The 12,275-nt window shown below is 61.6% G+C and carries 10 protein-coding genes and 1 pseudogene; 8 read left to right on the forward strand and 3 right to left on the reverse strand.

The genetic code is table 11. The features are described from left to right. The first annotated feature begins 97 nt into the window (after nucleotides 1–97). The 4 genes from nirB to cobA are packed head-to-tail and all read left to right on the forward strand — an operon-like array spanning nucleotide 98 to nucleotide 6,316. Nucleotides 98–2,566 (forward strand): nitrite reductase large subunit NirB, encoded by a 2,469-nt coding sequence (gene nirB, locus ACZ9HU_RS18505; RefSeq protein ID WP_476107166.1) that lies wholly within the window; start codon nucleotides 98–100, stop codon nucleotides 2,564–2,566. Then, nucleotides 2,563–2,931 (forward strand): nitrite reductase small subunit NirD, encoded by a 369-nt coding sequence (nirD, locus tag ACZ9HU_RS18510; protein ID WP_476107146.1) that lies wholly within the window; start codon nucleotides 2,563–2,565, stop codon nucleotides 2,929–2,931. Before nirB ends, nirD begins: the two co-directional genes overlap by 4 nt. After that, nucleotides 2,928–5,540, forward strand: coding sequence for a nitrate reductase (locus tag ACZ9HU_RS18515; protein ID WP_476107147.1), 2,613 nt, complete (start codon nucleotides 2,928–2,930; stop codon nucleotides 5,538–5,540). The genes nirD and ACZ9HU_RS18515 overlap by 4 nt, the downstream gene beginning before the upstream one ends. After that, nucleotides 5,537–6,316, forward strand: coding sequence for a uroporphyrinogen-III C-methyltransferase (gene cobA / locus ACZ9HU_RS18520; protein ID WP_476107148.1), 780 nt, complete (start codon nucleotides 5,537–5,539; stop codon nucleotides 6,314–6,316). Before ACZ9HU_RS18515 ends, cobA begins: the two co-directional genes overlap by 4 nt. On the opposite strand, the gene ACZ9HU_RS18525 is transcribed toward cobA, so the two are convergent. Beyond that, entirely contained in the window at nucleotides 6,313–7,599 is a 1,287-nt protein-coding gene (locus ACZ9HU_RS18525) for an ATP-binding protein (protein WP_476107150.1), read from the reverse strand. The genes cobA and ACZ9HU_RS18525 overlap by 4 nt on opposite strands. Continuing rightward, on the reverse strand, nucleotides 7,596–8,309 hold the full coding sequence (locus ACZ9HU_RS18530; protein ID WP_476107152.1) for a response regulator: 714 nt from the start codon (nucleotides 8,307–8,309) through the stop codon (nucleotides 7,596–7,598). Before ACZ9HU_RS18530 ends, ACZ9HU_RS18525 begins: the two co-directional genes overlap by 4 nt. 200 nt (nucleotides 8,310–8,509) lie before the next feature. On the opposite strand from ACZ9HU_RS18530, the gene ACZ9HU_RS18535 reads away from it, so the two are divergent. The 4 genes from ACZ9HU_RS18535 to ACZ9HU_RS18550 all read left to right on the forward strand — a co-directional run bounded on the left by ACZ9HU_RS18535 (nucleotide 8,510) and on the right by ACZ9HU_RS18550 (nucleotide 12,032). Next, nucleotides 8,510–9,010, forward strand: a complete 501-nt coding sequence (locus ACZ9HU_RS18535) for a hypothetical protein (RefSeq protein WP_476107153.1) — start codon at nucleotides 8,510–8,512, stop codon at nucleotides 9,008–9,010. A 59-nt stretch (nucleotides 9,011–9,069) separates the two neighbouring features. Beyond that, nucleotides 9,070–9,501, forward strand: a complete 432-nt coding sequence (locus ACZ9HU_RS18540) for an EF-hand domain-containing protein (protein ID WP_476107155.1) — start codon at nucleotides 9,070–9,072, stop codon at nucleotides 9,499–9,501. 114 nt (nucleotides 9,502–9,615) lie between these two features. Further along, a complete protein-coding gene (gene eat / locus ACZ9HU_RS18545) occupies nucleotides 9,616–10,986 on the forward strand; it encodes an ethanolamine permease (protein ID WP_476107157.1) in 1,371 nt (456 codons plus the stop codon). A gap of 23 nt (nucleotides 10,987–11,009) precedes the next feature. Further along, a complete protein-coding gene (locus ACZ9HU_RS18550) occupies nucleotides 11,010–12,032 on the forward strand; it encodes a LacI family DNA-binding transcriptional regulator (RefSeq protein WP_476107159.1) in 1,023 nt (340 codons plus the stop codon). Here the strand turns inward: ACZ9HU_RS18550 and ACZ9HU_RS18555 are convergent. Further along, a pseudogene (locus ACZ9HU_RS18555) lies at nucleotides 11,995–12,275 on the reverse strand (mannitol dehydrogenase family protein); the annotation flags it as partial. The gene ACZ9HU_RS18550 and the pseudogene ACZ9HU_RS18555 sit on opposite strands and share 38 nt — an antisense overlap.

The raw sequence follows: 12,275 nt of genomic DNA on the forward strand, positions 1-12,275 counted from the left end.
TTTCGTTGCGGCTTTTTTTCGTTTGCCTCGTCGATATCAGGAGTAGCCCGAGGTGAATGCCCCCAACCCTGTGAAAGCCCCGCAAGGCGCGGGCGACATGCGCGAAAGGCTCGTGGTGGTCGGCAACGGCATGGCCGGTTGCCGCGCGGTAGAAGAAATCCTTGCCCGCGACGCCAACCGCTTTGCCATAACCATTTTCGGTGCAGAGCCGCGGGTGAACTATAACCGCATCATGCTCTCGCCGGTTCTGGCCGGTGAAAAGGAATTTGATGACATCGTCATCAACACCGCTGAATGGTATGAAGAAAATGGTATCACGCTGGTGTCTGGCGACCCTGTCGTTGCGATCGACCGCAAAGCCAAGACCGTCACCAGCAAGTCGGGCCGCGTTGAGGCTTATGACCGCCTGCTGATCGCGACGGGTTCGGAACCTTTCATCATCCCCGTTCCGGGTAAGGATCTGTCCGGCGTCGTCTCGTTCCGGGATCTGGACGACGTGGACAAAATGTTGGCCGCCGCCTCGCTGGGGGGCAATGCGGTGGTCATCGGTGGCGGCCTGCTGGGGCTGGAGGCGGCTCATGGGTTGTCTCTGCGCGGTATGGCCGTCACCGTCCTCCACCTGATGCCCACCTTGATGGAGCGCCAACTCGACGAAGCGGCCGGTTGGCTGCTCAAGACCGAGTTGGAGCGCCGTGGTCAGGTCATCTTGACCGGCGCGGACACCGCCGAGATTCTGGGCAAGGATGGTAAGGTTACCGGCGTCAAGCTGAAGGATGGCCGCGAGATCCCCTGCTCCATCGTTGTGATGGCCGTTGGTATCCGTCCCTCGACCGCGCTGGCCAAATCGGCCGGTCTTGAAGTCGAACGCGGGATCATGGTCGACGACCACATGGTCACCAGCGATCCGGCCATCATGTCGGTAGGCGAATGCGTCCAGCATCGCGGCATCTGCTATGGTCTGGTGGCTCCCTTGTGGGAAATGTGCCGTTCGCTGGCCGATGCGGCAGTGGCGACGCCTAATGGTTACACGGGGTCGGTCACCTCGACCAAGCTGAAGGTGTCGGGCATTGACCTGTTCTCTGCCGGTGATTTTTCGGGCGGCGAAGGTTGCGAAGACATCGTCATGCGCGACGCGGCCCGCGGCGTGTACAAGCGCGTTATCGTCAAGGACAACAAGCTGGTCGGCGCCGTCCTCTATGGCGACACCGCCGATGGCAGCTGGTATTTCGACCTCTTGAAGCGTGAGGAAGACGTTTCCGATATCCGCGAAGCGCTGATCTTCGGTCAGGCCTTTGCTCAGGGTGGAGGCGCCCTCGCGGACCCTAATGCGGCCGTTGCTGCCCTTTCGGATGATGCCGAAATCTGCGGTTGCAACGGCGTTACAAAAGGCAAGGTGGTTGACACCATCAATGGCGGGGCCTGCTCGCTCGACGCGGTGCGCAGCCAGTGCAAGGCTTCGGCTTCCTGCGGTTCGTGCACCGGTCTGGTGGAAAGCCTGCTTAAGCTGACGCTGGGCGACGATGTTGCATCTGGCCCCAAAACGCTGTGCAAGTGCACCACGTTCAGCCATGATGACGTGCGCCGCCTGATCGTTGAAAAGAGCCTCAAGGCCATTCCGCAGGTGATGCAGGAATTGACCTGGAAAACGCCGGATGGCTGCGCATCGTGCCGCCCTGCCCTCAACTACTACCTGCTCTGCGCCTGGCCGGGCGAGTATGTCGACGATCAGAAGAGCCGTTTCGTCAACGAACGCATGCATGCCAACATCCAGAAGGACGGCACCTACTCGGTGGTCCCGCGTATGTGGGGCGGGGTTACGACGCCCGACGAACTGCGCGCCATTGCCGACGCCGCCGACAAGTATCAGGCCCGTCTGGTCAAGGTGACGGGCGGCCAGCGTATCGACCTGTTCGGCATCAAGAAGGAAGACCTGCCCGCGATTTGGGCCGATCTGAATTCCGCCGGGATGGTGTCGGGCCATGCCTATGGCAAGTCGCTGCGCACGGTCAAAACCTGCGTTGGTTCGGAATGGTGCCGCTTTGGCACGCAGGATTCGACCGGCCTTGGCATCAAGACCGAGCAGATGACCTGGGGCAGCTGGATGCCGCACAAGTTCAAGATCGCCGTATCGGGTTGCCCGCGCAATTGTGCCGAAGCGACGATCAAGGACTTTGGCGTGATCTGCGTGGACTCAGGCTATGAACTGCATGTCGGCGGCAATGGCGGCATTCACCTGCGCGGCACCGATCTGCTGTCCAAGGTGACGACCGAGCAGGAAGCGCTCGATGTCTGCGCTGCCTTCATCCAGCTTTACCGCGAACAGGCATGGTATCTGGAACGCACTGCGCCGTGGATCGAACGCGTCGGCCTCGATTACGTCAAGGCGCAATTGTTCGACGATCCCGAAGCGGTGGCCCAACTGGCCAAGCGTTTTCACTACTCGCAGCAGTTCATGCAGGACGACCCATGGGCCCGCCGCGCCGCCGGTGAAGACAGCGAACTCCATCAACATCTGGCCGAGTTTCGCCCCTTCCCCACCATGCAAATCAAGGAGGCCGCAGAATGATTGGCGCCAAAGTAACTGGTGACTGGATCGACATCGGGCCGACGACCCAGATCAGCCCCGGCAATGCACGCACTTTGCCGGTGCAGGGTGGCGAGGAAATCGCCATCTTTCACACCCTCGACAACCAGTTCTATGCATTGGTCAATAAATGTCCGCACAAGCACGGCCCGCTCTCACAGGGGATCGTGCATGGAACGGTGGTCACCTGCCCGCTGCACAGCTGGAACATCAGCCTGAAAACGGGCGAGGCACAGGGTGATGACAAGGGCTGTGTGCCCACTATCCCGCTCAAAATCGATGCAGGCCGCATCTATCTGAAGCGTGATGCCATTGTGAATGCGAAGGCACCGGAGGCAGCGCAATGAAACAGGCAGCGATCCAGACAACTTGCGCTTATTGCGGCGTGGGATGTGGGATCGCGGCCACGGTGCCCGCCGTCGATCCGACGGCAAGGATGGTGACCGCCGCGCCCCTGCAAGCAGGAGTGTCGGGGGAGCGCGCCGTCACCATCCGGGGCGACGGCCAGCACCCGGCCAACCATGGCCGCCTTTGTTCAAAGGGCACCCATCTGGGTGAAACGGTCAGCCTCGACGGGCGCCTCCTGTCGCCGATGATCGGCCAGAACGCGGTCGATTGGGGCGTGGCGCTGGACGAAGTGGCCGACCGGATGCGCGAGACCATCGAGGCCCATGGCCCCGACGCTGTCGCCTTTTATGTCTCGGGCCAATTGCTGACCGAAGATTACTACGTGGCGAATAAGCTGATGAAGGGCTTTATCGGCAGCGCCAACATCGACACCAATTCGCGCCTCTGCATGGCCAGCGCCGTTGCCGCCCACAATCGCGCCTTTGGCGAAGACATCGTGCCCGGCAGCTATAGCGACCTTGAACAAGCCGACCTCATCCTGCTGGTAGGCAGCAACACTGCATGGTGCCACCCGGTCATCTGGCAAAGGATGGAAGCCGCCCGCGCCGAACGCGGCACCAAGATCGTCGTGATCGACCCGCGCCGCACCGAAACCGCAGAACAAGCTGATCTGCATGTCGCCGTGGCGCCCGATGGCGATGTGGCCTTGTTCAACGCCCTGCTGGCCGCGATGCATTCGCGTGGTTTGACCGACGATGGCGCGCTTGAAGTGCCCGCCGGTTTCTGGCGCGACCTGCCCTGTGATCCGGGCGTTCCGGCCGATCAGTTTGCCAAACTGGTCGATCTGGTCGCGGCGCATCCTCGGATGGTGACGCTTTTCTCGATGGGCGCGAACCAATCGGCCAGCGGCACCGACAAGGGCAATGCGATCACCAACCTGCATCTGGCCATGGGCCGGATCAATACGCCCGGCGCCGCACCTTTCAGCATGACCGGCCAGCCCAATGCCATGGGCGGGCGCGAGGTTGGCGGTTTGGCCAACATGCTGGCCTGTCATTTGGGCTTTTCGGATGCTGAATTGCGCGATGTGGCGGGTTTCTGGAACACGGCGAATATCTGTGCGGGGCCGGGCAAAAAGGCCGTCGATATGTTCCGCGACATTCACGATGGCAAGATCAAGTTCCTTTGGGTCATGGCCACCAATCCTGCGGTTTCGATGCCCGACGCTGGTTTCGTCCGCGAGGCTCTGGCACGTTGCCCCACCGTGGTCGTCTCCGAGGCGATTGCCGACACCGACACCACGCGCTTTGCCCGTATCCGCCTGCCCGCCCATGCATGGGGTGAAAAGGACGGCACGGTCACCAATTCGGAACGCTGCATCAGCCGCCAGCGGACGCTTTTCCCTGCCCCCGGCGATGCGCGTGCCGATTGGTGGATCATGGGGCAAGTGGCCGAGCGCATGGGTTGGGGCGATGCCTTTACCTATGACCGCCCGGCCCAGATCTGGCGCGAATATGCCGCGATGACGACGCTGGCTGTTCGTTATGGGCGCAAGCTCGACCTGACCGCATGGGCCGAGATTTCGGACGCGCAATATGATGCGATGCAGCCGTTTCAATGGGGCGGGGACTATCCGCTGGCCGATGGTTACAGCACGCCCAATGGTCGCGCGCGTCTGATTTCGGTCCGCCCCGCCGCGTCGGCTAAACTCGATCCGGCAAGGCCGCTGCGTCTCAACACCGGGCGTTATCGCGACCAATGGCACACGATGACCCGCACCGGATATGCCGCCACACTGGCCCAGCATCGGCGCGAGGCTTTGCTGGAAATCCACCCGGATGATGCGGCGCGGTACGGCTTGGTCGATGGCGGTCTGGCGCGGGTTGAAACGGCCAATGGGGCATCGGTTTTCCGCGTAGGCGTTTCCGATGGCCAACGCCGCGGCGACATCTTTGTGCCGATGCACTGGACCGATGTCATGTCGGGCGGCGCGCGCGCCAATCTCCTGCCCGCGCAGATCACCGACCCCGTTTCGGGCCAGCCTGCGTTCAAGAACACCCCCGCGCGCGTCGAACCCGTCACGCCAGAATGGCGCGGTTTCCTGCTGCTGACCGAACCGGCCGCCCCGCAAGACCTGCTGTTCTGGAGCCGGTCACGGGTCAAGGGTGGCTGGCTCTACGAGCTGGCCGGGATGGGCGCGGTGGAGGTCGATGGCCTTCTGCCCACCGGGCAGCGGCTGGAAGTGGCCGACCATGTTCGCGGAATGCGCCGCATTGCGGTGCGCGGCAAGGATGGCGGTTTGGCCGGGGCCTTGTTCGTTACACGCAATGGCACCCTGCCCCCACGCGGCTGGATTGCCGAACAATTGGGCGTTGATGGCGCGGCCACCGAATGGCTGGCCGGGCGGCCCAGCACCCCCGCCCCGGATCGCGGCGCGATTGTTTGCGTCTGCCACGGTGTGGGCGAAAAGGATATTGAGGAAGCCATCTGTGCCAAGGCGTGCAGCGTGGCGGCCATCGGTGAAGCAACGCGAGCAGGAACGAATTGCGGCTCTTGCCGTCCCTCGCTCGCACGAATGTTGGCAAAGATGATGGAGGCGGCGGAATGAGTGACGATTTTCCCGCAGGTATGGTCTGGCTGGTTGGCGCCGGTCCCGGCGATCCGGAATTGCTGACGCGAAAGGCTGAACGGCTGATCCGCAGCGCCGATGTTGTGTTCTATGACGCCTTGGTGGGCGAAGGCGTGCTGGCATTGGCCAGCCCCCAAGCGCGCATGGTCAGCGTGGGCAAACGTTCAGGCCGTCACAGCAAGGCGCAGGGCGACATCAACGAATTGCTGTTGATCGCGGCCAAGGCGGGCCAGCGCGTCGTGCGCCTGAAAGGGGGTGACCCGTCCGTCTTTGGCCGCAGCGCCGAGGAAATGGAGCATCTGGCCAAGGGCGGCGTGGTTTCCAAAGTTTGCCCCGGCATTACCACCGCCAGCGCGGCAGCCGCCAGTGCGGGGGCATCGCTGACCCTGCGCGGTTCGGCGCGCGGGATCACCTATGTCACGGCCCATCTGCGTGCGGGCGAACCGCTCAAGCTGGATTGGGATAATCTGGCCAGCGATAACCAGACGCTTGGCGTTTATATGGGCCGCGCGGCGGCGGGCGAAATAGCACGCGGGTTGATGGCGGCGGGGCGCGATCCGGAAACGCCCGTCATGGTGGCGGTCAATGTGTCGCGCCCGGATGAACGTCTGATCCGAGGCAAGCTGTGGTCTCTGGCCTTTCTGGTCGCGGCGATCAGCGATGATGACCCAACGCTGTTCCTGATCGGGGAGGCCGTCCGCGCGCCGGATTTCGTGCCCACGGCTTTGGAACAATTTGCCGCCATCAAGGGCTAAAGCGGAAGGCGTAACTGGGCGATGAATTGTGGCCCATCGCGCATGAAATGCAAGGAACCATGATGCGCGGCCATGATGCGCGATACGATGGCAAGACCAAGCCCGGCATGATCACCGCCACGCGCCAGATCGCCGCGGGCAAAGGGGCGGCTTAATTCCTGTGCGCGGGCAGGGTCAAAGCCCGGGCCAGTGTCGCCAATCGAAATGACCAGATCCCCCCCATCGCGTTTGGCGCTGATGGTATAGGGCGGAGCCCCATGCCGCCTTGCGTTGGACAAAAGATTGGTGATGGCGCGCGACATAGCGATGGGGCGCAATGGGGCCACATCAACGGCAATATCCATCGTCACTTCGTCATGGGCCGGATCAAAACCGGCATCCATCGCGGCCCCGACCAAGAGCGCGGCCAAATCAACCTGTTCCAACGCTTCCTTCTCAAACCCTCTGGCAAGATCGAGGAATTGGGCCAGCATGGCTTCTATCCGATCCACCTGTTGCGCGGCGCGTGTCATCAGGTCGGAATCGGCGCCGCGCATCATATCTAGCAACAGGCGAAGGCGGGTCAAAGGTGTGCGCAAATCGTGGCTGACCGCGCCCAGCATCAAGGCGCGTTCCGCCTCATGCCCGGCGATCCTCTCGGTCAGGCGATTAAAGGCACGGGCGACGGCGGCGATTTCCTCCGGGCCATTTTCCGACATCGGGGCATGGGATAGGCGATCCGGGTCATAGGCGTCCACCGATGAAACCAGATTGCGCAAAGGCCGATCCACATGGCGTTGCAACGCAATCCCGCCCGCAATCGCGGCGATCAGCGCACTCCCCATCGCGATCAGCACGCTCATCAATGGCGCACGCAGTCGGCGCGGGGTCAGGCTGACCCACCAATCCTCTCCGCCCAGCCAGAGGCGGACCCATAGCCGGTCATCCGTGTCGGCGCGAAATTCGACGGGCTGATCATGGTTCAACCGATGAGCGATGGCGCGCAAAAAATCGCGCTCGATCAAAGTCGGGCGGCGGTGACCCTTTTTCGGCGGCGCGTTGCCGGGCAGGATGACCACCGCATCATCCTGGTTGAAATGGGCGACCAGTTGATGCCGCTCCTCCATCGTCATGCGGACCATAAATCGGCCGATGGTTTCGGTCATTTCGGCCGTCACATCGGCAATCCGTTCGGATTGCGGGCGCAGGACCAGCACCTGCAACATAACCCCGGCCATCACCTGACCCAGCAGGACGACAGCCACCATTGTGGCAATATTGCGATCCAGCAGGCGGCGCATCATGCCGACGCCTCGCCCGCGACCAGAACATAGCCGACGCCCCAAACCGTGCGGATATAGCGCGGGGCGGCCCCATCATCGCCAATGGCCCGGCGCAGGCGGCCCACCTGAACATCAATGGCGCGATCGGTCACTTCTGCGTCGCGGCCGATCGCGCGGTCGATCAATTGCGCACGGCTGAGCGGTCGTCCCGCCGAACGTGCCAGAGCAGCCAGCAGAGCGAATTCGCGACTGGAAAGCTCGATTGGCGTGCCGTCCCGTTCCACCGTCATGGCGGAAAAATTGATGGTGAATGGCCCAACCCGCGCCACATCATCGCGCAAAATCCCTCGTTCCGGGCCTACGCGCCGCAGGATCGCGGCCAATCGCGCCACCAGTTCGCGCGGCAGGAAGGGTTTGCCCAAATAGTCATCGGCCCCCATTTCCAGCCCCAGAACCCGGTCCACCGGATCGCCCCGCGCGGTCAACATGATGATGGGCGTCGGGTCTCCATCCGCGCGCAGGCGGCGGCAAATCGCCAGGCCATCCTCGCCCGGCAGCATCAGGTCCAGCACAATGACATCGGCCGGATCGCGCATCAGCGCCGCGTCCAGCGCCTTGCCGCTGTCAACCGCGCGGACGTGGAACCCATGCTCGCCCAGAAAACGCAGGAGCAATCCGCGCAATTCGGCATCATCATCAACGATGACAATGCGGGCGGATCTTTCGGTCATGTTCGGCCTTTCTGACTTTCTGGCCCTAGCTATCAGCGCCGCTATGCCGCGGCCAGAGGCAGGGGTGTGACAAAGCGTGACATTCGCGCCGCCCCGTCATGGTTTGCGACACAGCCACTCTGGCGCGACACAGGTTTGATGCAGGAGTTTGGCATTGCTCGTTTCAGGCCAACGCGGTCTTTGAATTGAGGAGCAAGGCGATGAAGAAGATCACGACCATTCTGATGCTGGGTATTACCGGATTGACGTTGGGACATCAGGCCGAAGCGCGCGGCTTTGCCCATTTTCGCCAAGGCGGGCGCGGGGGCACCGTCGCCGCCGGCCCGCGTGGTATCGCGGCCAGAGGCCATTCGACCACCATCAATGCCGATGGCTCCACCACACTAAACCGTGCAGGCGGCTTTGCAAGCGTCAACGGCGCACGCGGGGCAAGGCAGAGCAGCACGACAGTGGGTGCCGACGGTTCCTTCGCCCGTTCGGGCAGCGCGGCGGCAACCGGGGCGAACGGGTCCGTGCAATCCCAAGGCGGCTTTGCCCGCGGCGCCGACGGCACTTGGTCGGGCAGCCGCACGACCAGCGCGACCAATGCCAACACCGGCAATTCATACAATGGCAGCACCTCCATCGATCCCAATACCGGTAAGCCGGTGCATTCGGGAACCTGCACCAATGCCGCTGGACAGAGCATGTCCTGTCGTTGACCCTTTGCGGCCGGGGCGAATCCGCGTTCCGGCCCCTCGTTTTCGATGGAGTTGATAGAATGAAGGCAATTTATCCATGGCTGGCGCTTGGGATGGGCGCATTGGCCGTTCCGGCGATGGCGCAACAAGGCATGGACCGCGCCGATATGGCCCAGCGCCTGTTACAGGCCGATGCCGATGGCAACGGACAAGTGACGCGGGCGGAATTTCTCGCCCATCGCGGACAGCAATTTGCGCGATTTGACCGAAATGGCGACGGGTACATCTCGATGGATGACGTGCCGCGCCTGCTTTCCAGCCGGTTTGAGCCGCGCATGAAGGCCATGCAGCAGCAGTTTGACGCCAACAAAGATGGCAAGATCAGCCGTGATGAATTCATCAACGGCCCGACGATGGGTTTTGATATGGCCGACGGCAATCACGACAATATCGTCACCCGCGCCGAGGCTCAGGCGTTGAGCGAAAAGGCAAAGGCCGCGAGGGGTGGATAACGGGTATTTTGCGCCAAAAAGCGTATGCGTTTTCAACAAGCCCCGGATGATCGTTCAAGTCAAAGCTGAAGCGTGATGTTACCTTGCCCCTGTGCGGAAACGGGGGAGTGATGCGTGACCCAGAGCCATGGCAAGGTGACTTTGCAAAAACGATTGGGCGCGTTTCAACTATGGGGCATTGCGGTCGGGCTGGTCATTTCTGGCGAATATTTCGGCTGGAGCTATGGCTGGGCGCAGGCCGGGACGCTGGGATTTTTGGTCACGACGGTGGCGGTGGCGGCGATGTATATTGCCTTCATCTTCAGCTTTACCGAATTGACCACGGCGATCCCCCACGCGGGCGGGCCATTTGCCTATAGCCGCCGGGCATTTGGCCCGACTTTGGGCGCGGCGGCGGGCATGGCAACGTTGATTGAGTTCATTTTTGCCCCGCCTGCCATTGCTCTGGCCATCGGCGCCTATCTCAACGTGCAATTCCCCGCCCTGTCACCAAAGTTCGCCGCAACAGCAGCTTACGTTCTGTTCATGGCACTCAACATTATCGGCGTACACATTGCCGCGATGTTTGAATTGGTGATCACTTTGCTGGCGGTGGCGGAATTGCTCGTGTTCATGGGCGTGGTCGCGCCCGCCTTTGACTGGGGCCATTTTGCCGCGATGGGCTGGGCCGGACAAAGCCATTTTCACACCGGCGCCTTGACGGGCATTGTTGCCGCGACGCCCTTTGCCATCTGGTTTTTTCTGGCCATCGAAGGCGTCGCCATGGCGGCCGAGGAAGCGCGTGATCCCCATCGCGCCATCCCTATCGCCTATCTGACTGGGGTGGTCACACTGACCTTGCTGGCCTTTGGCGTGATGGTCTTTGCCGGTGGATCGGGGGATTGGACAAAACTGGCCAATCTCAACGATCCATTGCCGCAAGCGATGATCCGCGTGGTGGGAACATCGAGCGGTTGGCTGCATATGCTGGTGTGGCTTGGCTTGTTCGGGCTTATCGCCTCATTTCATGGCATTATCATGGGTTATTCACGTCAGATCTTTGCTCTGGCGCGTGAAGGTTATTTGCCCGCCGTGCTCGCCCGCCTTCACCCTCGATTTGCCACACCCCATTGGGCCATTCTGGCGGGCGGCGTCATCGGCATTGCCGCGATTTACAGCGACAACCTGATTTCCATAGCGGGTCAATCCTTGACGGCCAGTATCGTGATTATGGCCGCATTTGGCGCCTTGACCATGTATGTGTTGAGCATGGCGGCCCTGTTCCGCTTACGCAAAGAGGCGCCTGAAATGCCACGCCCTTTTCGTGCGCCGCTCTATCCATTCCTGCCTGCTTTCGCCTTGATCGCCGCCGCCTTCGCATTGGTGGCGCTGGTCTGGTTCAACCCGCAGATTTTTGGATTGTTCCTTGGCATCACAGTGGTGGCAATTGCTGGCTCGGCATGGTTGCGGCGCGGCAAGGATATGCGCTACCAAGCGAGGAAATAGAGCTTCTTTCAGACCGGACCATCATGACACGTTCCCGCAGCCAGCGTAATGTACCCACCATCGCCGATGTGGCCCGACACGCTGGCGTTTCGCCCATGACGGTTTCCCGCGTCATCAATGGCGAAGCCTCGGTTCGTGACCAGACACGTGATAGGGTCAACGCCTCGATTGCCGCGCTCAATTACGCACCTTCGCCCGCCGCGCGGCAATTGGCCGGGGGTGAAGATACGAAAATTGCCCTCGTATATTCAAACCCTTCCTCGGCATATCTCTCTGAATTTCTGATGGGCAGCCTTGACCGTGCCAGCAGCCTCAACGTCCAATTGATGGTTGAAAAATTTGGTGAGGTTATCAGCGTCCCAGACATGATTTCCCATTTACGGCGAGGACGGATCAGCGGGATCATCCTGCCTCCCCCTCTTTGCGAATTTGAAGCGATGCTTGCCGCCCTGGCCGACGAAGGCATTCCCGTTGTAGCCGTTGCTCCGGGCATGCCCAAGGATGGTGTCGCATCGGTTTGCATCGACGATTTCGCCGCCGCACGGGCCATGACGCAACATTTGATCGCCCTTGGTCACAAACGGATAGGCTTTATCAAAGGCAACCCGGATCAAAGCGCAAGCGAGCGCCGCTATCTGGGCTATCTCTCGGCATTGGAAGAAGCCGGATTACTGGCCGATCCCGCGCTGATTGCCCAAGGCCTCTTTACCTATCGTTCGGGTCTGGAGGCAGCCGAGAAAATCCTGTCGGCTTCTCCTCCGCCCAGCGCCCTTTTCGCCAGCAATGACGATATGGCCGCCGCCGCCGTGGCAATCGCCCATGCACGCCGGTTGGACGTGCCGGGCGATCTGTCGATCTGCGGTTTCGACGATACACCTTTGGCAACAACCATTTGGCCTGAATTGACCACCATCCACCAACCAATCAGCGATATGGCGCGATCGGCAGTGGATATGCTGGTCCGCATGGTCCGAAGCAAGGTGGCCCCGGCCCATGAATGGCAGGATTTCAAATTGATCCAGCGCCAATCGGATGGTGCGACATAATCCTGTTCTGATCTTCAACAGAGGGCGCCCAATCGCTGGAGATCAAACCACGAGGGCCGAATAGTTTATCCACCACTCCCTCACCCTGCACCGCCTCAGCCAGTTCCCCTGCCCTTGGGTCATCGACGGGTCCGTTATGGCCGCGCAAGTGTTTGATCCAGGCGGCGATGGCCGAGAGGATGGCGGGGCATGAACGCCCCTCTGCCTGATTGGCGGCAAGGGTGGCGAGCCAGCGCTGGGGGA

The organism is Novosphingobium sp. Sphag1I, from assembly GCF_056279125.1.